The sequence below is a fragment of the Wolbachia endosymbiont (group B) of Lycaena phlaeas genome (assembly GCF_947251875.1).
GTDB lineage: Bacteria > Pseudomonadota > Alphaproteobacteria > Rickettsiales > Anaplasmataceae > Wolbachia.
The window spans coordinates 454,227-477,479 of sequence record NZ_OX366392.1; the positions used below are offsets into that span (position 1 = coordinate 454,227).

Here is a 23,253-nt window from a genome sequence, read left to right on the forward strand (position 1 = left end):
AAAATATATGAAAGGAATGGATGCTAAAACAGGGAAAGAATTAGAGGGAATAGAGCACTTAAAGCAATCGATAATTGATATACTGACCACTCCTATTAACAGTAGAATAATGAGGAGAGATTATGGGTCAAGATTATTTGAATTGGTGGATAAGCCAATAAATAGAGATTTAACACTTGAGATATATGCAGCAACTGCAGAAGCTTTGGAAAAATGGGAGAGAAGGTTTAAATTAGAGAAAGTGAAGATAACAGAAGTAAAAGAAGGGAGAGTAACATTGAATTTAGAAGGTGTCTATCTTTCAGAAGGTAAGTTCATAAATATTAATGGAGTAGTTGTTTAAAAATGCAGCAGCCAAATATTATCGAACCACTGAACTTTGAGGAAATATTTTTCAGAATGAAAGAAGAGTTAGTGAGTCGGGATGCAAGCTTTACAGGATTGGTGGAAAGTGATCCAGCGATAAAGATTCTGGAGGTAGCAGCATGGCGAGAACTTTTGCTCAGACAAAGGATGAACGAAGCAGTAAAGAGTAATTTACTGAAATTTGCAAAGGGAGAAGATCTTGATAATTTGGCTGAATTTTATGTAGTAGAGAGAGAAAAAGAAGAAGAGGATGAAAGATTTAGAAAGAGGGTAAAAGCAAAAATAGCAGGTTGGTCAACAGGAGGAAGTAAGGAATATTATAAATATCATGCACTGTCAGCAGATAGTAGAGTAAAAGATGCACTAGTAGAATCACCTATACCAGGAAAAGTACAAATTTCAATCTTATCAACACAAACTGGCATATTGTCAGAAGAGCTACTAGAAATTGTAAAAAAGCAGGTTACTAGAGATGATATAAGGGTTTTAACAGATACAGTAACAGTAGTTGGTTGCAATATTACGGAAATAGATATTCACAGCAGAATGAGCATAAGTCCTGTGATATCAAAGGAGGAAATCAAGAAGCAGTTCATCAAGAAGTTTGAAGCAAGCAAAAGATTGGGATGGAATGTTACAAAATCTTGGATAATAGCAAATTTATTTGTAGAGGGTGTAGAAAACGTAGAATTAATCGAGCCAAGAGAGAATGTTGTGGTGCTAGGTAATGAGTGTGCAGTTCTTAGTCATGTTAAATTAGAGGAAATATAGGATTTGAAACGTATTCTTTTACTAGCAAGCACTTTTAAGAAGTTCATAATATTTTTGAATATATTACATTAGCAGTAAATCAATTGACACGATATTACCTCAGATTATATTGTATGTGTGGAGGATACAAAACTTAAATAGGTAACATTAGGGGGTATTTTAATGGCACAGGAACAACAATCAAATGCAAACTTTTGCGGGGCTGTAGGCAGAGCACTACTTTTGCCATTACATGCAATAGTTTATGTGTTTAATCCATGTAATTGGTGTAATTCATCAGATAAGGTTAAAAGAGATGCAAGAGTTGCATTAAAAGAAGTGGTGGATGGCCATCCAAGGGTTTGTTTACACGCAGAAATGTTAAGAAGCAGTGCAGAGTTGGGCATGAAGATCTTGAAAGTTGGATCTGGATTTGTTGCGTTTTCAATACCCAGGTGCTTTTCAAGTAAACTGAAGCAGAAAGAAATTGACGATCTGCAAAGAGAACATCCCAACATCAAGCTTAGTAAGGAAGACAGAACAGCTATTATTGAGATTGATATTGTGGAAATTCAAAGAGGGTTGCATGGCAGAAAAGCTATTATTAACCAAATTGCAAGCAGGATATGTTCAGACCTAAAAGCATTGACACGAGCTGGCATTGAAAAAGTATCATATGGTGATATGAAGCTCATTTACAGTATTGCAAAAGCGTTGCATGATAGCCATAACTATACTAGAAGCGAGGAGAAAGAGATATTCACAAAATCTGATGGTGATATGATAATTTGCATTGCCAACAAAGGTATTGTATCTCTCGGTGGTAGAAATCATAGAATAGAAGATAATAAAAAAAACAGAGTATCTCTCAATGAGCCTGGAAGTAGTATGTCTAATGTAACGGCAAGCAGTTTTTACGTTAAGCAAATTTAGTAACAGATACACTTTTAATGAGGAAATTTCCGTACCAAGGTCAGAACTATCTCTTGTTTACTTATGTATCATATAAGCAAAAGAGTTAGAGCAAGAAAAAGCAAATGAAAAGTTTATTACCGCCAAACGCAACAAAGCAAGAAAAAGTGCTAGTAGAAGCAATCGACTACAAAGTTAATCCAAGTTGCATCAGGGAATTTAAATTTAGTCTCAAAGATGAAATACTGCCGTGGTTGATTGAGGAATATGAATTGGGGGAAATTCTACGTTGGATAAAGGATAAAAGAAAAGCCGTAGTAGAAGGAGTAAAATTTCAAAGACTGAGAGGAACTCCAGCATCACTCAAAATAGCACTAAAGTGGGCGAATATAGAAGATATTACAATTATTGAGGAGCCATCTGGCAAGCACTTTTTTGAATTACAGATAGGAATAAAAGATGTTCCAAATGACTTTTTTGTAGATGCAGTAGTAGAACTTGCAAAACTATCGTTACCAGCAAGATCGCGGCTAATGAGGATTTTCAATGATCACTATAACGTTGATAGGTTTATATTAGATGAAAGCTTTTTTGGAAATTTGTTATCGGATTACTCAGGGATAAAAATTGAAAAAGATGGACCAGTATTATCGTTTGGAAGAGTAAATTTTTTCAGGTCTAGTGGTCCAGTTATTAGGATTATAGAAAACTATCTACGCGATCATTATGAACGAGCTTTAAGCAATGATATATATCGCCTAGATGTAGCAATCCTTGGAGAAACCGAGCCTCACACAAGGGATTATAAAGGCATCTATGAAAGAGATCATTTGTGGTACAACTTAAAAGCACTATATCCATTACCACAGAGTTTATTACCATCGATTAAATTTGCAAAAGCGCAGATAGTATTATCAGATCAACTATGTTTTTTAAAATTTTTTGAATTTAGTTTCATTACAACTTTTGTTTGTAATTTTGTTTTTTATTCGAGTAAAAAGTGCATTTTTGACAATAAAAACCCTAACTTAATCATAGAAAAATTTTGTATCAAACAACAGTTACTGCTTAGATCTTATGGTTAACGAATATGTGTATAAATACTTTAAATGTGTGTAGACGTATTTATCCACATATTCGTTAACCTATTTTCTATGCAGATTTTTTTAATTCACATTGACTGCTTCTTTAAGCCTCGCATTGGCAATTACTATGATTTTACGCATTAGAGCTGTCATAGCCACCATCTTCTTTTTACCTTTACCAACAAGCCTTGAATAGAAGGCACCAAGCGCAGACTTAGACCTTGAAGCAGACATCGCAGCTGTAAAAAGCTTTTCACGAACGTTGCTTCTGCCACCACTTATTCTGCGATAACCAATAGTTTTACCACTTTCTTTCGGATGAGGTGCAACTCCAGCAAGACTTGCAATTTCTCCCCTACTTACATAACCAAGTTCTGGCATTAGACACAGAAAATCTTGAGATAATTTTGCACCTATTCCTGGAACTGTTTTAAGGATTTTTTGGCGCTTTTGTAACTCTGGATTCTCATCAATAATTTTTTGTATGGTATTGTTGAGCTCATCTATCTGGCTATTAAAGAATTCAATAGTTTTCTGACAGCTTTCTTTTATATGGTCGTTTTCAGGTGCTGCAAGCCTAGATTTCTCTTGAGCTCTCATTTTTGTAATGTCATCACGACGTTGACAAAGTGCAACTAAGGTTGTTTGTTCTTTTGACATAGGTGCAAATAGAGATAGAGTACTATAGCGTTCAAACCCATACTGAGCAAGGGCTCTTGCATCTGATTGATCAGACTTTGCTAAAGTTCCATGAGATAGAACAAAGCTTTTTACTTTGCGAGTATTAGCTCGATGTACAGCAATATCTTTATCAACAAGAAAATGTGCTAAGCCAAGCTCATATTTTCCAGTGTTTTCCAGAGTTACTAAAGAATTAGGTAAGATATTTGAAAAATCTTGAAACAATTGTTGCCAGCCAGCAGTATCATTGTCGAATTCGACAGCGTTCTTCTGTTTGTGAACTGCAACAACATTTTTAAATTTTCCAATATCAATGCCAATAAAATTTTGATAAGATGTAATCATAATAACCTCGATTAGTTTTAATTAATTTAAGATTGTAAACGGGTGCATACATATGTCCCATGCAACTATTCAAACGTATCGAGAGATGGGCTAGTGTACCTTGATCCGAACGGTTATAATACCAACAGTTGGTCGGTCGCACACGCCCGTGATAACTCTATTCCTATAGTGAGTAGGGTTATCTTCCCTCTTATCTCCTTTATATCATATTTTTAACTTACAACAGTTGTGATTTAGGAGACATAAATACGTGCTTTCCAGTTAGTAGCGTAGAAGAAAGAGGAAATAAATTTGTATTGGGAAACGATAAACTTTCAGGGCAACGTTGGAATTTAAAACACAAGCCAATTTTAGAAAGGTTTAGCTGTGTGATTCATATAGGTTATTACAATAAAAATGTAAGATCAAATAGAAATTTGTACTTGTGATAGTTTATATACCTTATTACAATTATGGTGGGAAGTATATCAACAATAAAAGCCGCAAGTAAATGGACTCTAAAGTTAAGCTACGCCTGAATTGGGTAAACCTATATAAAAAATTAGGTCATGCAGGAAGAGTATGTCAGCACTATAATATTTCACGCTTTACCTTACGCAAATGGTGTAAACGTTACAAGGAGTTTGGTGAAAAAGGATTAGAAAATCTTAGTAGCAGGCCTAAAACCTCACCTTTACAAAAAACCAATATATCTAGTGATCAACTTATTCTCCACTTAAGAAAAACTAGAAAATTAGGAGCAAGACGTATTCAAACTGAATTGAAACGTTTACATGATCTCTCTTTTTCATTGGCTACTATACACAAAGTTTTCAAAAAATATGATGTAAGTCTTTTACGTATTAAACGTCATTACCGCAAACAAATAAAGCGTTACAACTGTAAAGTACCAGGAGAGCGTATACAGATGGATGTATGCAAAATAGCTTCTGGACTTTATCAGTATACCGCTATAGATGATTGTACACGTTATAAAGTTGTTACATTGTACCCAAGACGTACTGCAGAAAACACTCTAGATTTTCTTGAACAACTAAGAGAAAAAATGCCATTTCATTGTCAAAGAATTCAAACCGATAGAGGACAGGAATTTTTTGCTTATGGGGTGCAAGAATATTTGAAAAAATGGAAAATCAAATTTCGTCCTATCAAGCCATTTTCCCCGCATTTAAACGGTAAAGTGGAAAGAGCTCAGCGTACAGATTTAGATGAATTTTACAGTAGTGTTAACATCAAGGATCCTGACCTACAAATTAAACTCAGAGATTGGGAAAACCATTATAATAGACAACGTCCTCATAGCTCTCTTCAAGGGAAAACTCCATGGGAAAAATATAAAGAGCTAGAAAGTACAATTCCTTGTTTAAGTGAAGTGCAAAAAAATTACATTCCGTCAAAGGAGCCTTTTGTCATGCAAAATTACAAGCATGATCAAAGATTAAAGTCAATTCAAAAACACAACGTTACTTAACTATTTAAAATTCAGACTTAATCTGACAAATCAGTTGTTATGACCTATATGAATCACACAAGTAAGCCCTATACCCCATGCCACTAGCGTATGTGCTTAAAACCTTTGCTTCAAGTTCCGGATGTAAGCTTGTTTGCCTTTTTTTCACTATTTGTGGTTCAAAACTTCCTTCTCTGTCTCTTGGTGTCAATAGTTCAAATGAACCTGCGCTTGTCTTCAAAGTCTTGCCATTCCTCCCGTTTCTACGATTGTTTTCTTCACTTCCAGCAGATAAATGATGTTCTATTTCACCCTCTAGACTAGCTTCAAGCAGCCTTTTTATAAATGGCGTTAATGCTCCCTCCTTTCCTGTCAACGGTCTTCCTTCTCGTATAGACGACAGGATATTTGTTTCCAACTCTTTATAATCTACCAATCCGTTAGTTCTGTTTACTATTTTCTGACTCATTTTGGCTTTGTTGCATGGCTCAAGTAAAAAAAACTGGAAGTTACTGACAGAAATCATTATAAAACAGGTATTTAACCACCAATATGCCAGTCAAAATGAAGGTCAGTAACTGCTACGAATATAACAAATTTCTTCAAAAAAGAGGAAATGTTTTTCATTTTGTTAATCAAGCCATAGAAAATTGGTATGAAAATAGTCCAAAAGTTGCAGGTGGCAATAACATTTATAGTGATAAAGTTGTAATTTTGATACATATAGTAGTCCATTTTTTTAGGATTGGCTTAAGACAAGCAGTTGGTTTCGTAAAAGGTTGTATAGAGCAAATGGGAAAAGACCTCAAAGTCATTAGCTATACTCAAGCTTCTAGAAGATTCAAAAAGCTTAACTTGAAAATTGATGATTGTAGAATTGATAAAAATGGTATGGAAAACATTGAAATAGCTATAGATAGCACCAGTATTTGTATCTATAACAACACCCATCAACGTAATAAAGAAAATGCAAAAGTAAGAAAATATAATGGATATGATCAAGTAAGAAAGTTACATATTATTTTAAGTATAAATAATAAAAAAGTTATAGATATGAAGTACACTAATGGTACTACACTTGATTATCATGCGATATGTTAAAGGGAACAGTAGATAAATATAATATTTCATCTGTTCGCGCAGATGCAGCTTATGATAAAGCTAGTATGTATAAAGTGTGTAAAGGACATAATATAAAACCAATCATTCGACCAATAAAAGGTGCGAAAATCTATGAGAAAATTGATTATCAATTAGAAAGAAATAGCAACATTAATGTGATTAAATTATGTGAAAACTATGAGAACGGTATAAAGAAATGGACACAAGAAACAAAATATGGACTAAGATCCTTTGTTGAATGTTTTTTCTATAGGTTGAAAAAAACGTTTGGGTTTAGTCTCAAGAATAAATCTGAAATAAATCGTGAAAAAGAATTACTAATTAAGTGCTATTTGCTTATTCAACCACTATGGATTAAAATCCAAAGATTGAGAGAGAGCATAGAATGCTAACTTTCGACTTGAAAGTCACCAAATTTATCTTCTTTTTTAGAGTGATTTTCAATATAATTTTTTATCATTTCGTCAGTTACATTTCCGCTAGTCCTGACAAAGTAGCCTACTGCCCACAACCCAATATCTCTTTTTTAGCTCTGGAAAGTTTTGCTGGATTTTTCTGGAACTTTTTCCTTTTATTAACTGCACTAACTTACTAATACTTAAGTATGGGGGTACAGAAACGTATACGTGTACATGACTTGACGCAACTCTACCTCTGATAATTTCTACTTGATTATTTGCACATACTTCTTGTACAACTTCTTTAGCTTTCTGTCCAATATCTCCAACTAGTACTGGATATCGATATTTTGTTATCCACACTATGTGATATATATACAGAGTGACTGCTTTTTCTATAATATTCCACATTCTTTCAGATTTTTCACCTTAAAATTATATTCTTAAAAGGATGGACTTCAAGTCCAGGGTTTTTCTCCCAAATTTGGGACAATAAATTTACTGATATAGGTATGGCTAAGTTCGAATTAGCTGCATGAATTTACTGTACCTACCTACCTTATCAGGAGCTATGCAACAAAGCCACTCATTTTCAAACCTCCATTTTTTTATATCAATTTATTACTTTTTTTCGATTTGACACACTTTTTTGAACATTCCCTAGTGCATCAAATAAGGAACTCTCTGAAATACGTATCGAGCAAAAGTTTTCATGAATGATTTGAAAAAAATATACCGTGCTACAAGTAAAGAAATTGCAGAAAATTATTTGCTTGAGCTAGAGGAAAAATGGAGCGAAAAGTATCCATTAGTTGTGAAATCTTGGCAGAACAATTGGGAAAGTTTATCCGGTTACTTCAAGTATTCAGGTCCTGTTAGAAGGCTAATTTATACCACTAATCCCATCGAGGGGCTACACAGGCAAATTAGGAAATTTACCAAGAACAAGGGCGCATTCACCAGCATAAATGCCTTGTACAAGCTGGTATATTGTGCTATAAGAAAGGTGGAGGAAAAATGGACGATGCCTGTACATGATTGGGCATTATCTATATCTCAACTCTATATTTTTTTCCCTAGTAGATTAAAAATTGAGTTGAACTAAAAATTCGGTTTGACACACTTTTTTGAACATTCCCTTTTTCTATCAAATTTTTCGTCCTTGCAGATTTATAAAAGCTCGCATTGTCGAGAACAATAGTCTGTCCAGGTTTAAATACAGGAACAAGTACATTTTCTACATAAGCATCAAAAATCTCGCTGTTGCAGTAGCCATCAATTATCCATGGTGCTTTAACTTTTCCTTCATTCAGTGCTCCAATCATGCTTACCCTCTTTCTTTTAAACCCTGGGCAAATAACCTCTTGACTCTTTGAGACTACCCATATTCATAAAATTCATTGTCCTCTATTCCAGACTCATCTATGTATATCAAGTTTTCTTTCTTCTACTTTTTTTATGAACTCTTTGCGTTTCTCTTTCTCGATAAAGAAAAGTTTTTTTATATGTATAGTTTACTTTGCTAAGGTAGTTATATACTGTGCTTCTACACATATTACAAAATTCTTCAATTATCTTTTCAATTCTAATATCCATCCAGAAATTTGATAAATCTATCCATATCTTTAATCTTATGGCCATATCCTTTGTGATAGCCTGAAGATGGTTTCTGTTTCTTCTTTCCTTTTCCTCCACAAATATATTGTTTTTATGCTCACTTTGAATATTTGACTGATTTTTTTATCGTCATTGTTTTTTTATCGACTACTTTGAAAACACGTTCTTTCAGATCCTCACTATATGGACTTGGCATCTTCTTCTTTCTCATTACTTATTATACCATTATAACCAATTTTGCCATATAGCTAAACCTTTCTTGGGTTAGCTATAGATGATAAAATATTTGATTCTAGTTCTTTATAGTCTACTAATCCGGTAGTTCTATTTGCTTGACTCATTTCAAACCTTCATTTTTTATATCAATTTATTACTTTTCTTTTCGGCTTGACACACTTTTTTGAACGTTCCCCACTTTTTCTATCAACTTTTCAAATTCTTCTACAGTTAAGCCTGTTATATTACGAAAATTTCTTGGGTGTTTCTTTATATTGTAGTAACTAAAGCTCATTTTTTTACCTTACTCTATCTGCTTATTCCTCTTCTACCTCTCTCCCATCATTTTATCATTACCTTTTGCAGCAGGTCTATTGATGCATGAGTCTGGAATCTAGGAATTCTGATTATATATTAAGTTAGTAAGTATAAAAGTTATGTAAAAATACAACGTTTTTAGTGAGATTACGGAAAGCCAGCGTCACACGCTGGAATGACATCTTTCTTGGTGGACTCAAACCATAATGTTTGTACGGTTGTGGACTTATAACTAAAGCAATCTAGAAAATTAATGATATTTTATTCCCCGGAGAACGCTCTATTTTGTTTTCCAACTCTAGTTCTAAAAGAGCCATTAGAGCTATGTTGGCAGAAAGTCCGCTTGCTAATATAAGTTCATCTATATCAACAGGTACAGAGTTAATATGATCAACTATAACATATTTTGCCTGTTGCAATTTTTCTTGTTTTTGGTTAACAGCATAGTGCTCAACATTAAATAGGTTTTTTTGCTGCGGAGGTAAACTAAACCTAATACTCTCTATTATGTCATCAGCGGATTCGATAAGCTTAGCACCGTTTTTAATTAAATAATTACTACCACTACAGCGTGAATCTAGAGGGAAACCAGAAACTGCAAATACCTCTCTCCCTTGATTTAAAGCAAAATCTGCTGTTATTAGAGAGCCAGAACGTTTCGATGCTTCAATCACTACAACACCCAGCGATAGACCAGATATAATTCGATTCCTTTGAGGAAAATACTGAGGTTTTGGTTTAGTAGCAAATGGAAGCTCAATCATTACTAATCCGCCATTTTCAGTAATTTTTTTGTATAGATCAAAATTTTCTCTTGGGTATACTACGTCAATTCCGCTTGCTGTAACAGCAATAGTGGGGTAATTTTTGTATATTACACTGTTTGCTGCAGTATCAATCCCTCTTGCAAGCCCAGAAATTATGATGAAACCAGCTTGGCTTAAATCGAGTGCCAACTTATTGGCAAAATTTCTTCCATTCATTGAAGAATTACGTCCACCGATTATTGCAATTATCTCACGACTTAATAATGATACATCACCAAGTGTAGTTATTACAGGAGGAAAACCAGAGATATTCCTTAAAATGTCAGGGTAATCTGGATCACATGCTGGTGTTATTTTAGCTCCAATTTTTTCTGCATTCTTAATTTCTTCTCGTGCATTTTGAATTCCATAATCCTTGTTAGTCAACTTATTAAGATATTTAAGCACTTCATATAGCGACCCACATGCTCTAAGTATACTAAAGAACTTTACTGGTCCCACAGTTCTAGCCAAGCTTAGCCATATTTCTAATTCTTCGTTATTTAATTTATTTATCTTCATAAAAGGCTTGAATTTCTTATCAATTTAGTGTACCCAAGATAATGTAAATATACAGTGTTTTATGACGCATTTTGTTACAGATAAATGCATAAAATGTAAATATACAGACTGTGTGGAAGTATGTCCAGTTGACTGCTTTTATGAAGGTAAAAATATGCTCGTGATTAACCCAGATGAGTGTATTGATTGTGGAGTGTGTATACCTGAATGTCCAGTAGATGCAATTGTAACTGATGATTCCATAAAAGATATTCTAGAGCTAGATGAAGGCTTACTGAATAATGAACAAAAAATCTTTAAATCATTTTACAATATAAACGTAGAATATTCGCAAAAATGGCCAAACATTACAGCTAAAAAGCAACCCCTAGATACAGCAGAAGAGTATAAAGAAAAAAAGGATAAGACAGCTTATTTTGATGAAAATTTAGGGTCATAGAGTACAAAAATAGACTTACATTTTTTTGATTAAATAGACATTGAATTGTAAGCGTCTATTTCATCTGCCATAGACGATAATTGTGCACTCTCAAAACGGAGATTGTTTGCAATATCTATTAATTTCTCACTAATTTGTGAACGAGGTTCAGGCACTGGAAAGAAAACGTCACATCTAGCCTTGCATAGAGGTTTGTCTGTTTCATTGAACGCCTCTTCACAGTTTTTGTGGCAAATATGAGATAGGTTACGTGCCTGAAACGTTAATGAATTCGAGTTTTGTGTAGGTATAACCATAATATACTCCTAAATTAAAAAACTAACGCCACGGTAGCATTTATGTGTTAATAAAATTGTAATATTTATATCAGCATAATTACTTTCCAGATAAGTTTACTTTATTGAAAATTTCAGGAAAATATTGTACAATTACTCATGAACTTTGGTAAAACTTACGGCAAACGCTAATGTATCTTTCAGTAAAAAAACCTTACAGCATTTTGCTAAGCTAGTTGAGTTTACTAAGCAGCCCACTCAAGAATTAGCAGAAAGACTATTTAATAGATCATGAAATGGAACTATCTGTAGTTGCTGATCAATATGACATTGAAGGTGTAGAAACAGTTGATTACAAAGATGTAAAGTGGAAATCAAGTGGATTACAAAATTAAATTTTTAAAGAATATTACTGAAAAAGATCTTCCAGTTTTACTTGCAATCTGGTGTCTGATCATAAAGGAACCAGTTTGCATGACACCATCTGCAAGTTTCAATATCTGTACAGCTGTGGAATTTTTCAAAGCGTTTTTTCTATTGAAGATAAAAGTATCTTTTATATATGATATATAGCAAAATATTAGGGTGCTTATGGTTCCAAATATAGCAATTTTAAGTGGTGGATTTTCTTGCGAAAGAGAAATATCGCTTATGAGCGGAAAAGCAGTAAAGAAGGCGCTTGATAGCCTTTCATATAATGCAATAGAAATAGATGTTGATAGCAACATTGCTCAAAAGCTTAAAAAAACTAATCCCGCTCTTGCTTTTATTGCCCTACATGGACCTTATGGTGAAGATGGCTGTATTCAAGGTTTACTGGAGATTTTAGGTATAAAATATACACACTCAGAAGTTATGGCTTCGGCTGTTGCTATGAATAAAGTGATGTCAAAGCATATATTCCATTCTCTTAATATCGACACTCCAAGAGGCTATGTAATTAGTCGAGAAGATGTGCTAAAAAATAATATTAAAGTTGATTATCCGTACGTCTTAAAACCGATTAACGAAGGCTCAAGCATTGGAGTACACATGATTTTCTCACATGAGGATTACTTAGAGCTGAAAAATAATAGTTCTACTATAATGGAAAAGATGATCATAGAAGAATACATACCGGGTATAGAGTTACATACTGCTGTATTACTGAATGAAGCAATTGGCACTATGGAAATACGACCGAAAAATAAATTCTATGATTATGAAGCAAAGTATACAGATGGATTTGCAGAACATATATTTCCTGCTGAAATTCCTAACAACATATATAGAATAACCTTGGAACACGCGTTAAAAGTTCATCAATTTTTAGGATGTAAAACTGTTTCCCGCTCAGACTTCCGTTATAATCCCCAAAATAACACTTTAAAAATGCTTGAGGTTAATACACATCCTGGCTTTACTGAATTGTCGTTAGTACCAGAAATTGCAAAATTGACAAGAGGAATTGATTTTAATGAATTAGTCAAAATTATTGTCGAAGACAGTTTACACCACAGGAATATTAGAGATCAAGCCGATGTTGAACAATGTTACTAGAAGCCAAAGAAGTTTTTTGCGCAAGTGCGCTCTTGTTATTATCACTGCACTTTTTCTCACATTAGTACTTTATAGTTCACTTGATAAAATAACAAATCGATTCAATTACTACTTTACTTGGTGTAACAATCGCTTATCGAGCTTATTACTTAGCAATGGATTTTTAATCGACAAAGTAACTGTTACTGGAAACAAATTTACAAATGAAAAGGACATTCTAAGTTTAGTAGATAGAACGCAACCTATCATGTATGTATCACTCTCAAAACTAACAGATAATATACAATCTGTAAGCAAATGGATAAAATATGTAAAAATTTATAGAATTTTACCTAATACCTTACACATTGATGTAGATGAACATACACCTTTCGCTCTTTGGAAAGATGATAACAGAACTTCAGTAATTGATTCTGAAGGTAAAGTGATCGTAAATGACTACCCGATAGATAACCTCGTTGTAATTAAAGGACAAAATTCGTTATCAAATCTAAAATTCATTAAAGATATACTAGAGAGAAAAACTCAATTAAGTGATCATATTTCTTCTTGTATTTATGTAGGAAATAGAAGATGGAATATCATACTCGATGACAGTTCCACAGTAAAATTGCCTGAAGATAATCCTTATAGCGCATGGGATTATTTAAGCCACTTGCAAAATACAACCGACTTTACTTTTAGCAATTGGAGCATAATTGATATGCGTGTTGCTGATAAGATCTTTGTGAAGAAGTGATCTGCTCGGTGCTCCTTTTCATTTCATGCAAGTAGCCCTTTCTCTGTCATCCGAGTAGCTTAAAACTGGAATCCAGATTGCAAGTAATTGATTAGGTTGGGTGAGTATGGGTTTTGCATTATAGAAGGAAGCATTAACCATTACTAAACAAAAAGCCTTGATCTGGAGTAGAATGTTTTAAAACAGAAACATCACAAAGATCTCTCTTAGACTGAGAGTTTTCTTTAGCATGTTTGAGTCGTTTAAATATTTCAGTGTCTGTACCTATATTCTTCTTAGCATAAGCATATAAAAGATCTAATAACTTTCCACCAGCTTGAATAGCAATTTCAATAGTCGTATTTTCATTATTACCATCTGGAGAGTAGTTTAAGCTTGGTTTGAAACCATGTTTATTTTTTGATTCCAGTAATTCTTCTATCTCTACAAGCAATTCATCTAGCTTACCCTTATCCTTTTCATTTGATGCTTCTTTTACCTTTTGAAACAAATTATAATCCTGTCGCAATTTTTGATAAAATTTTTCTTTGCCTTCTTTATTTTCCTTGTTAATAGATGCAGCTTTTATAGAACCAACATTAATATTTGGATCAGCAAGCAGAAGGTCAGCCACTTCGAAATGTCTACAATCTAGTGCGAATAACAAAGGAGTACTACCTTCCTTAGTTTTAACATTAACATCAGCCTTGTTCTTGAGAAGAAGTTTAACTATATCTACGTGACCATTTTTTGCTGCAAAATGTAAAGGAGTCACATCTTCCTTAGACTTAGCATTAACATCAAATTCACAATCCTTCACAAGAAATTTAACTATATCCAAATGACCCATGCGTACTGCAAGATGTAAAAAAGTAAAACCTTTCTTATTCCTAGCATCAATAATAGATTTTTTTCCTTAACTAAATATTTAACTATTTTAAAACTAGCTTTAGAAAAAGCTAAAATGAATATTTCTAGTTCACTATATTGGGATATATCCATTTTTTTAAATTGGTTTATATTGTCTCTACATATTACACTCATTAACTCCTTATTTTTCTTTAATGGTTCCTTCTCCTGATCATTACCTTGGTTCTGTTCACGCTTTTCATTATGAGGCTTTTTGCTATTGTGTTTTCTATTAGTACTATCTTCTAAAGAAAGCTGTGGTTTTACCTTTTGAACTTGATGATATTTTTTAGCTTTCTTCTTTTTATTTTGATTATTTTCATTCTGAAGCTTGATAATATCATCATCTTTTCCTTCATGTTCTGAGCTTTGTGAAGACCTAGAACTTATATCACTCTCTAACACTGAATTTGCACGCTTGTTTTTATCTAAGGCCTGATTCTCTTCATGATCTCTATTAGCTTTCAACGCATTCGTAACCTCTTCAGCATATTCTCTTTTTCCTTCCTTTTGCAATTTTGTTGCTATAAGTTCTGCTTGCTCTATGTTTCCTTTCTCTATTAACTCTAGTGCCTTCTTTCTCCATTCCTCAGGACTCGATTTTTCTTGCTCAATATTTACATTATCTTCGGTTCTGTCGCATCTATAAATTGTGGTACAAGAAGATCGTTAAACTGGGATTATGGGAGTTATAGAGCAATTAGCATAGCAAAATTCTCAAAAGTAGAAACATTATCATTAGCCCCGATAATTTGTCTTTTTTGAATCATACGAATATTTTCTATGCCGGTAATGGTAATCTTTGCGGAGTGGAAGCTCTTAAAACCAAGCATTGGCTTTATTCGTTTTTTGATAAATCTATGATCTTGTTCGACAATATTATTTAGATATTTTATTTGAAAAACCATGATTCTACAATCTTCAGAAATTTCTGTATTCAAATCATCAAGAGCAGCAGTATTACTGCCGCTTTTATCAATTACTACTTTCTCAGGAAGGTTATTCTCTCTAAAGGCTTTACGAAAGAACGCAAGTGCCGCAGACTTGTCTCTACGAGCACACAACAGAAAGTCTACAGTATTACCAATAGTGCTCTGTATAGATAAACCCATTTGCCGTTTAATTTAACGTAGGTCTCGTCCATTCTCCAGCTACTGCCAACCTGCTTCTTCCTTTTCCTTACCGCTTCATCTATCAGTGGCACAAATCTGATAACCCACCTTTGTAACGTAGCATGATCAATTTTTGCTCCCCTTATACTCAGCATTTCTTCCAAATCTCGATAGCTCAAAGAGAATCTACATTTCATATATACAGATAACATTATTATCTCTGCTGAAAAGCTAAATCCTTTGAAATATGGCAATAATTTTGAACTAATACGAAACATCTTTGCTTTTTTTTTAGATGATCATATCACTTCTTTTCTACTTTCCTACAAATGTTACATACCAGGATTTATAGATGCGACAGAACCTAACGATCTTCTTGTACCACAATTTATAGATGCGACAGAACCATATTTCTTACCTTAAGTTATATATTTTTCACTGTTATTTGATTCACTACAGCTTCATCATTGCTATTCTCAAGTGACTTTAAAGGCTTATTACAATAGTGTATGATTGCGGCAACAACTAAGCAACAAGCTCCAACTGCTACGCCCACTGCTAGCATTTCTAAGTAAACTGCAATAGCTATTCCTGAAATAATTCCAGCTATTGCTAATGTGAAAGCACATACAGTAGGCCGTTTATTTTTTTCTTTACTTCGTGAAGCATCATTATTTAAATTACCTGGCTGTTGATTATTATTTTGAATACCATTTGTTTGATCTGTTGCTACAACTGAAGTTTCTGAGTGTAATCTTTCTGGAACTAATTGTGTATTATTTTCCTCTAGAAAAATTGACTCATTAACATCTTTAAATTCTTCATCTGTGTCGCTTTCTCTAATAGTTGCACGACTTTTATTATAATTTTCTGCATCAAAAAACTTATCCTCACTATTCTCATCAATTTGAGCTTCCGTTTCTCTTATGGTATTCTCCTGCTGATTAGATGGCTCTTGTGCAAAATCTTGCATTTCTTTTACCTCTGACAGTTTCTCGATGATAAGTTTGTATTCATCATTATTTGGTATATTTCTATTGTAATTAGGCAAAACATTTTTAATATTTTCGCTAAAGTACTTATTTATCTCTGCTAAAATTTTTTGCTGTTCAAAGGTAATTTTTTCAGGATTACCAATATCCACATCGCTTACAGCAAACTCTTCTAAGGTTCCTTTCAATTCTGGGTGAAGTTCCACATATTGAATTAGCTTATCAGCTAAACCTTCTAGAAATGGCTTAATATTTTTTTCTTTAATAACATCTTTTTGTGCTTCTAGTCTTTGTTCTTCTTCTAAATAGTGATTATATTGTATCACGATTTCGGAGCTAATTTCGTTTATACTACTAATAATTTGGCTCCATGTGCCTTGAATGCAAGCACTGCTATTGTCACCATACGTTGTTGCTGCTATATATATTTGTCTTAGAAGAACAAATTCTTTTTGCTCTCTCCAGACCTTTTCTATATCTAAGCCACTAATTTCCTCAAATAGTTTATTCACTTTATCATCATTCACATTATCTAATAATTTATGAAACTTTGCTCTATTAGTTATTTGTTCTTGAGAAATATTATCATTTTCAAGCTCTGATTTTATACTAGACAACTTTTGTTTCACCAATTCTGGGTTCTGCTCCGCAAGAGTAACTAGCAATTCTTTTTTTTCTTTTAGTGGAATAGGAAAATTATCAATAAGCAGTTTTATATACCCTATAGATTCAGGTATAGTAATCTTTGCATCATCCCTTGCGTAATCATACTGCATTCTCGATGTAGAGTATATTCCGGCATATTCACCTTGTTCGTTCTTTTCTAAATACTTATCTACTAGTACTTGTTCAGCTTTATCAATGACAGTCTTAATAAATTCTTTATCATTTGGTGTAGAATCACTATTGTGTAATGTTTTCTCCATTACACTTCTTTTTTCATTATCAGTTAAACTAAGAAGCCTTAGTCTTATTGGATTATTCTGATATTGTTTGAGTAGCTCTATACTTTCTACGTAAGAAGCCGCTGCTTGTTTTAACTGTTCTTTATTGGCTTTTGTGGATTCAACCAGTTTTTTAGTGAAAAATTTTGTCCGTTTAACTATTGGACTTGCATGAACAGATTGATTATCTTGTGCAATACGTTCATCCTCTCTTTCCTGATTGACTACTTTTTCAGGGATCATACCACGTTCAAATAAAAAGTTTTGCATTTCAGGATTATGAGTATAAAAATGAGCTAGTGTGTGTTCTTGCTCATCTCTTGAATTAATTAAAAAAGGATATTTATCAGGATTTTTTAATATATGTGTTATAATCCTTCCACTACCAGTACGTGGAGCTAAGTCCATAATCATTTCTTTTATGTCCTTTTCATCCATAGTAAAACATTTTCTATTTAATAAGAAGTGATAAAATTTCTGATATGGATCACTGTATAATACATCAAGCTCGATTCTAGGATCACAAAGTTCAGCTATAGCTTCAATTGTTTTACAATCAATAATAATGTTTTCTATACTAAGCTTTTCAAGATTCTTTAGATATGGAGACTGAACCAAAGCTTTTACATTTTCAACGTTCATATCCTGAAAAGATAGATTAAGCTCTCTGAGATTCTGTAGATGTGGAGATTGAGCCAAAGCTTTTACACCTTCAGCATCAATATGACTAAAAGGTAGATCAAGCTTTCTTATGTTCTGTAGATGTGGAGATTGAGCCAAAGCTTTTAGATCTCTAGCATGAAGATTTCTAGGTAGAACAAGCTTTCTAAGATTCTGTAAGCATGAAGATTGAGCTAAAGTTTTTATGGGACTGTAAAATGAAAAACTACCTTTGAATTCAAGCTCTGTAATATAGTTGTTGCTTTGTAAAAAATTTATCAGTTCACTTAAGGATTCGTGATACTGCTCTTCTTTTTTTCTTAACTCTTCTTGAGCCTCTTCTTTTTTTTCTTTCGTCCATGTCCTTTCTTCTATCGTCTTATGTGAAGGAGATGATAATGAAAGTTTTTCACCTTCAACATATTGGCTAAAATTAATTGTCATTTTTATATTCCTTAACATATTACATTAAATTTATCATATATTATAATAATTGTCAATTTTTTAAAAAATTAAGTGAAAATTTATAGAAAATACTAGACTTTATAGCATTACAACGAATTTATTTATTTACCCCTTCCAAAATCGTAAAAAACTACCTACCTTTGTGAGAACAGCTTAAATAAAAGCAGCGTTGTGAAAATAAAGGTATAAGATTTTTGCAACAAAGCTAAACAAACTAGTTCGTATGTAGATTTAGCGAAAGTGAGCGAGTACAGATGGTTTTAGCGTATAATAAAATTACCATATAAAAAAGTTCGCATAGAACAAGTGGTAGTCCAATCCATACCAAAAAAACTTGTTCTCACCGCACTTGGTTTTGAGCGCTGAAAATGGTTGATTTACTTGAGATATTAATAATATAGTTTACTGAATTAATAGTAATTCATTTGAGAATAAAAAGAAAAATTTATGATAATTTTACATTTCAAATCGATATTGTTCTTTTTATAAAAAATATTCCTATACTGCGCAAGGTCAAGTTTTAACCACATCAATTTTTCTTTCAAATTAAATCTTATCTTTTACAATGGGTCTTACGTTTAAATTATTTGATACCCAAAATTAAGGAAGCCATTTTAAACGGCACACAACCTCAGCATCTAAAACTAGCTGATTTGAAGGAAATATCACTCTCATGAGAGGAGCAAATGAAGGTGCTTTACGGACAAGAGTCTTAATAATAGTCTTCTATATTATTGTTAATAAACACCACCATAAAATATCTTACTATTACCCACAAATAAAAACATAGTATTGTATTTACTCAAATAATTTAATTTTATTAACCTGAAAGCTTATTGGATTAAAATTATTAAACTAAGAGTTATAATTTTAGCAACTAAAAGCTGTAAATTGCACCATATAAACAGTTATTTCAAGCAAAAGTTATGCCATTAAGAGCTACGCAACAAACATTTATATTTGTGGGTAATAGTAAGATAAAATATGCAGAAACAACCTAGAAGACCGATTACAACCAATGCGTAAATATAGAGTAAAGAAAACTTCATCCACCTATTAACTTCTACCTACTACCTCTACTATTGCTATGGTTATAAACTCTACTCACTCCATCAATTTTATCTAATGCAGACTGCGGGTTACCAAAATCAATTGATATCACTCTTTCTCCGCCTAATTGTAATGCTCCTCCACCTCCACGCTGTGGGTATTGGAGTCCTAAAAATTGTAATAGTAATGGATCAATTTCATGTTGAATTCCTGGATGATCTTGAATCAGTCTACCCCTAGGAGAAGATAGAGGATCATTTTGGAATAATTGTGAAATATTTCTTCTCCGATTTTTAAAGTATTGTTCATTTCTTTGAGATTGTCTAGTGTCATTTCCAATGCCTACACTAAGAAGACCACGTATATAACCTATAATACCCTCACCTTTCTCTCCAAAGTTATTATTTCCCTGTAAAGCTTGATCAATAGCTTGGTTAATATCCCTAGCATTTTCGTATACCCATATGCCACAATTATGGCCATCTGTTTGCTGATGAACGGAAACATTATGGACATTATCATCGTTAATATCACATTCTCTTAAAGCTCCTCGAATATTATTGTCAATACCACTATCTGGACCAAGTGAATCAGCATAATACCCATAATAATTTCCATTTTGGTGTACAATAACTAATGTAACCCAATGACGATTACCTACATTAATAATAGCAATTAATCTATCTTTTTCACCCGAATCTACTTTTTGTTTAAAGTTAGCTATGTGACTACTTAATAAGCCCCTACCTGTTGGATCATTTTGATTTCCATCGACTCCTACTGAAGTTATTGTAAAATCATGACGATTATTAGTTGGATTAGATCGATCATCATAGAAAGTATATTGTTGTGCAGCGAAAAACATGTCATGAGTTTGTAGCCAATAACGATAATTTTGATTATCTGTTGCAAAGTCTAGTGCAAGTAGATCATGCACATCTTCTATCTCACGAGCGTTGTTTCTACGAAGGATAGCATTTATTTGTTGTAATATTCCTTGTGCTGTAGGAGTACCACCTCCCCTTATTCTTGACTTTAATGTTTCTATTACCTGTGCTCTAGTACCTTGCAAGTAACTAAACGGAACATGTAGATTGTCGCCTATATCAAGCAAAAAAATCGAATTTTGTCCTGGTGCTTTTTCTTCGTAAAAACGCCTAAAGTTTTCACGAGTCTGATCTGATAATAGACCTTCTGGTGGATTCTCATCAATAACACTTTCAGGTCCCACTAATCCTCCTGGTCTTGAACCGCGAACATGACGATCAAGCTTGTGTACATACTCTTCTCTTCCTATCCCTTCTGGGAAAAGTATAAGATTACCTGCTTCGCGTGCATCTCTATTAAACACAATAGGAAACAAAACCACCTCATTTCCAGAAGTAATAGGTATAAATCCTCTGTGTTGTTTCTTAAGTCTTCCGATTTCTTGTCTCGCATCATTTTGCTGTTGTCCTACTTCTTCTGCATTATTAGCAAGTCTTAACACATATCCAATTGGGTGAGTATCTAGGTCATTCTCTCTAGGTTGTCTTAATAATAAAAGATCTAATCTCTGTTCTGTAATTCTTGTGAGTATTACCCTTTCTCCTTCTTCTTCCTGCCCCCTTTTTAAACTATATGTTTGACCAACTTTATACATAGCAAGCACTTTATAAGGATTATCACTAGCATAAAATGTACCATGTAGTATAGAACGGAACTTATCCTCACTATTAACATTTATTGTATCCACAAGCGGCATCAATGCTCCAGAGATCTCTTGAAATAATCCTCTATGCTGAGCTATATTTTTCCAGCCATCATTCACAACTTGATTTAAAGTATTATGTACATTTTCAGTATTGGGCACTTGTACAAGATCACCAGCAAGAAAATTATTTGCATTATTATTTTGGTAATCGTGATATAAACCAAGGTCATTTGGTAGATCAATATCTAGTTCAAGTTGATTATTAAGTGTGCATGAAACTTCCCACACATGAACATCATTTCCATTAACATTAAGAGTCTGTAAATTGATGGCTCCTTGTTGTTGCGCATCGTGAGCTCTAATATGAAGTATAACTATATCAGAACCTTCAGCATGAAAGACCATAGTTAAACATCTTAAACCCTCATCACCATGTCTAAATATGTACTTTGTTATAGGTGCTTCGTCTTCCTCTTCTAGTTCTAAAGGGTGCCTATCAAAAGCACTACTTCCAAAAGCAAAGCCAGTTATGCAATCAAATATTCTATTATAATTCTCTGCATTTCTTGGTATTTCAGCAGGAAGATGGTGAAGCAAGAAATCTCTAACATTTTCTCTAATGCCTTCATTCTCCAAACACTCAAATAATCTTTGTACTAAAGGAAATCTATCCTGTTGAAGTTCTACTGTATCAACACTAAAAGGATCTAGATCTAAATTAAAATTTAATCCAACACAGACAGTATTTCTTGATTCAGTATGGATAGGTATAAATGAAGAAGTGTGTAACCTTCCAGCGTAGCCTATGGCACAGTTTAATGTAACATCTGACGGTGTGTCAAATATAGCAAGATTAATAACAATAGGAATATTTTCTCTTTCTGCTTGATGACGTACAAGAAATGCAACATGTGTGTTTCTAGGAGATAAATCAAGATCGATGCCTATTGTGTAGCGATGACTAAAATTTGCTAAGAAACCTAATAAAAACCCGTGACCCTCAAATCTTTGATTGCGATTTTCAATATTATTTTCCAGTACTTGTCTGTAATTATTATAGATGTCAGTTATGTATGGCAAAATTTCTCTGCGTATTCTATCTCTTACATCTTGTCTTCTATCACTCGCTAGCATTTCCATAAAATTATCAATTCCTTGTTGACCCTGTGCTACTTGCGCAAAATTGACCAACCTACCAAGTTGTCTACGCTGATTTTGATTGAGTTGTCTTCCTTCTATTTCCTTAATTGTTAGTCTGTGATCTCCTAAGAGCCGTCTAATAAGATTGATTTCAGATGCTGAATATTTGGCAAATTTCTCCCTACCTTGACGATCTTTTTCACGAATTACCTCGAATACCGTTGCAATTGCCTCTCCCTGACTCTTGCCCTTTCCGTGCATGCATACTTTGTATTGCTCAAAATTTAGGTCTTCTTCCCTTAAATTTGGATTTTGCCGTCTAATCTCTTGTACTAGAGCATTTCTCTCCCTTGTACTGAACCTCAACCCATCACTATTAGGACGATCAGAAATACTGTAGCATCTGACAACTTGCTGTCCGTCACGATAAACAGCAACTTTTAGGTTTGCCGTATTTCGATTTTCACCATTACGTGGATTAACACCATGGTTATCAAAACGAAAATAGACTCTCTCATTTGCATTTAAGATATTAGCATCATGTGCAGTAGAAAACATACTAAAAAAGAATACAGGAAGGAAACGACCTGCACTTACATGATACAAGAAAGATGGACATTGATCTAAAAAAGATTCAAATCCTTGTCTGAATCCTTCAAGATCTCCATCCACCAAACTCCTAATAAGTCCATCACCATTACTCATACAAAATACCCCTTATTTACTACG

17 protein-coding genes and 6 pseudogenes are annotated in these 23,253 nt (G+C 33.4%); 11 read left to right on the forward strand and 12 right to left on the reverse strand.

The annotated features are described in order from the left end of the window. Positions 1-7 precede the first annotated feature (7 nt). From OPR37_RS02020 to OPR37_RS02035, 4 genes are all read left to right on the forward strand, one after another. Positions 8-343: a GPW/gp25 family protein gene (locus OPR37_RS02020; RefSeq protein ID WP_096097272.1), complete on the forward strand. Its 336-nt coding sequence runs from the start codon at positions 8-10 to the stop codon at positions 341-343. A 2-nt stretch (positions 344-345) separates the two neighbouring features. Then, positions 346-1,137 carry a baseplate assembly protein gene (locus tag OPR37_RS02025; protein ID WP_265016871.1) on the forward strand — a complete coding sequence of 264 codons (792 nt, stop codon included), beginning with the start codon at positions 346-348 and terminating at the stop codon, positions 1,135-1,137. A 162-nt stretch (positions 1,138-1,299) separates the two neighbouring features. Further along, a complete protein-coding gene (locus OPR37_RS02030) occupies positions 1,300-2,049 on the forward strand; it encodes a hypothetical protein (RefSeq protein ID WP_019236525.1) in 750 nt (249 codons plus the stop codon). Positions 2,050-2,153: 104 nt separating this feature from the next. After that, positions 2,154-3,113, forward strand: coding sequence for a phage tail protein (locus OPR37_RS02035; protein WP_265016872.1), 960 nt, complete (start codon positions 2,154-2,156; stop codon positions 3,111-3,113). A gap of 81 nt (positions 3,114-3,194) precedes the next feature. Here OPR37_RS02035 and OPR37_RS02040 read toward each other — a convergent pair whose 3' ends face one another. After that, positions 3,195-4,139: an IS110 family RNA-guided transposase gene (locus tag OPR37_RS02040; RefSeq protein ID WP_264336326.1), complete on the reverse strand. Its 945-nt coding sequence runs from the start codon at positions 4,137-4,139 to the stop codon at positions 3,195-3,197. 221 nt (positions 4,140-4,360) lie between these two features. On the opposite strand from OPR37_RS02040, the pseudogene OPR37_RS02045 reads away from it, so the two are divergent. Continuing rightward, positions 4,361-4,567 (forward strand): annotated as a pseudogene (locus OPR37_RS02045) (phage tail protein); the annotation flags it as partial. Between the two features lie 62 nt (positions 4,568-4,629). Next, positions 4,630-5,610 (forward strand): IS481 family transposase, encoded by a 981-nt coding sequence (locus OPR37_RS02050; RefSeq protein WP_019078870.1) that lies wholly within the window; start codon positions 4,630-4,632, stop codon positions 5,608-5,610. 67 nt (positions 5,611-5,677) lie between these two features. On the opposite strand, the pseudogene OPR37_RS02055 reads toward OPR37_RS02050, so the two are convergent. Further along, positions 5,678-6,058: pseudogene (locus OPR37_RS02055) on the reverse strand (transposase); the annotation flags it as partial. An 83-nt stretch (positions 6,059-6,141) separates the two neighbouring features. Between OPR37_RS02055 and OPR37_RS06280 the strand changes: the two are divergent. Next, positions 6,142-7,103, forward strand: a pseudogene (locus OPR37_RS06280) (IS5 family transposase). Here OPR37_RS06280 and tnpA read toward each other — a convergent pair. Further along, positions 7,100-7,518, reverse strand: a pseudogene (tnpA, locus tag OPR37_RS02070) (IS200/IS605 family transposase). The pseudogenes OPR37_RS06280 and tnpA sit on opposite strands and share 4 nt — an antisense overlap. Before the next feature lie 251 nt (positions 7,519-7,769). On the opposite strand from tnpA, the pseudogene OPR37_RS02075 reads away from it, so the two are divergent. Beyond that, positions 7,770-8,214 (forward strand): annotated as a pseudogene (locus tag OPR37_RS02075) (transposase); the annotation flags it as partial. Here OPR37_RS02075 and OPR37_RS02080 read toward each other — a convergent pair. From OPR37_RS02080 to dprA, 3 genes are all read right to left on the reverse strand, one after another. Further along, positions 8,186-8,434 carry a transposase gene (locus OPR37_RS02080; protein ID WP_265016873.1) on the reverse strand — a complete coding sequence of 83 codons (249 nt, stop codon included), beginning with the start codon at positions 8,432-8,434 and terminating at the stop codon, positions 8,186-8,188. The pseudogene OPR37_RS02075 and the gene OPR37_RS02080 overlap by 29 nt on opposite strands. Positions 8,435-9,096: 662 nt before the next feature. Beyond that, positions 9,097-9,237, reverse strand: a complete 141-nt coding sequence (locus OPR37_RS02085; RefSeq protein ID WP_019078789.1) for a hypothetical protein — start codon at positions 9,235-9,237, stop codon at positions 9,097-9,099. Between the two features lie 265 nt (positions 9,238-9,502). Further along, a complete protein-coding gene (gene dprA / locus OPR37_RS02090) occupies positions 9,503-10,588 on the reverse strand; it encodes a DNA-processing protein DprA (protein WP_264684982.1) in 1,086 nt (361 codons plus the stop codon). 61 nt (positions 10,589-10,649) lie between these two features. Between dprA and OPR37_RS02095 the strand changes: the two genes are divergently transcribed. Next, on the forward strand, positions 10,650-11,027 hold the full coding sequence (locus tag OPR37_RS02095) for a ferredoxin family protein (RefSeq protein ID WP_254229739.1): 378 nt from the start codon (positions 10,650-10,652) through the stop codon (positions 11,025-11,027). Between the two features lie 29 nt (positions 11,028-11,056). Here the strand turns inward: OPR37_RS02095 and OPR37_RS02100 are convergent, their stop codons facing one another. Further along, positions 11,057-11,323 carry a hypothetical protein gene (locus tag OPR37_RS02100; RefSeq protein ID WP_007302779.1) on the reverse strand — a complete coding sequence of 89 codons (267 nt, stop codon included), beginning with the start codon at positions 11,321-11,323 and terminating at the stop codon, positions 11,057-11,059. A 564-nt stretch (positions 11,324-11,887) separates the two neighbouring features. Between OPR37_RS02100 and OPR37_RS02105 the strand changes: the two genes are divergently transcribed. Both OPR37_RS02105 and OPR37_RS02110 read left to right on the forward strand, forming a co-directional pair. After that, positions 11,888-12,841, forward strand: coding sequence for a D-alanine--D-alanine ligase (locus tag OPR37_RS02105; RefSeq protein ID WP_012481821.1), 954 nt, complete (start codon positions 11,888-11,890; stop codon positions 12,839-12,841). Beyond that, positions 12,822-13,580, forward strand: coding sequence for a cell division protein FtsQ/DivIB (locus OPR37_RS02110; protein ID WP_007302888.1), 759 nt, complete (start codon positions 12,822-12,824; stop codon positions 13,578-13,580). Before OPR37_RS02105 ends, OPR37_RS02110 begins: the two co-directional genes overlap by 20 nt. Positions 13,581-13,713: 133 nt before the next feature. Here the strand turns inward: OPR37_RS02110 and OPR37_RS02115 are convergent, their stop codons facing one another. From OPR37_RS02115 to OPR37_RS02135, 5 genes and pseudogenes are all read right to left on the reverse strand, one after another. After that, on the reverse strand, positions 13,714-14,463 hold the full coding sequence (locus OPR37_RS02115) for an ankyrin repeat domain-containing protein (RefSeq protein ID WP_406717930.1): 750 nt from the start codon (positions 14,461-14,463) through the stop codon (positions 13,714-13,716). Then, positions 14,391-14,984, reverse strand: a complete 594-nt coding sequence (locus OPR37_RS02120; RefSeq protein WP_264684980.1) for a hypothetical protein — start codon at positions 14,982-14,984, stop codon at positions 14,391-14,393. Before OPR37_RS02120 ends, OPR37_RS02115 begins: the two co-directional genes overlap by 73 nt. Positions 14,985-15,157: 173 nt before the next feature. After that, positions 15,158-15,858: pseudogene (locus OPR37_RS02125) on the reverse strand (IS6 family transposase). Between the two features lie 146 nt (positions 15,859-16,004). Beyond that, the gene (locus OPR37_RS02130) at positions 16,005-18,620 is read right to left on the reverse strand and encodes a TomO hydrophobic C-terminal domain-containing protein (protein WP_264684979.1); all 2,616 of its coding nucleotides are present in this window, start codon (positions 18,618-18,620) and stop codon (positions 16,005-16,007) included. Between the two features lie 1,084 nt (positions 18,621-19,704). Beyond that, on the reverse strand, positions 19,705-23,229 hold the full coding sequence (locus tag OPR37_RS02135; protein ID WP_320157417.1) for a C48 family peptidase: 3,525 nt from the start codon (positions 23,227-23,229) through the stop codon (positions 19,705-19,707). Positions 23,230-23,253 lie beyond the last annotated feature (24 nt).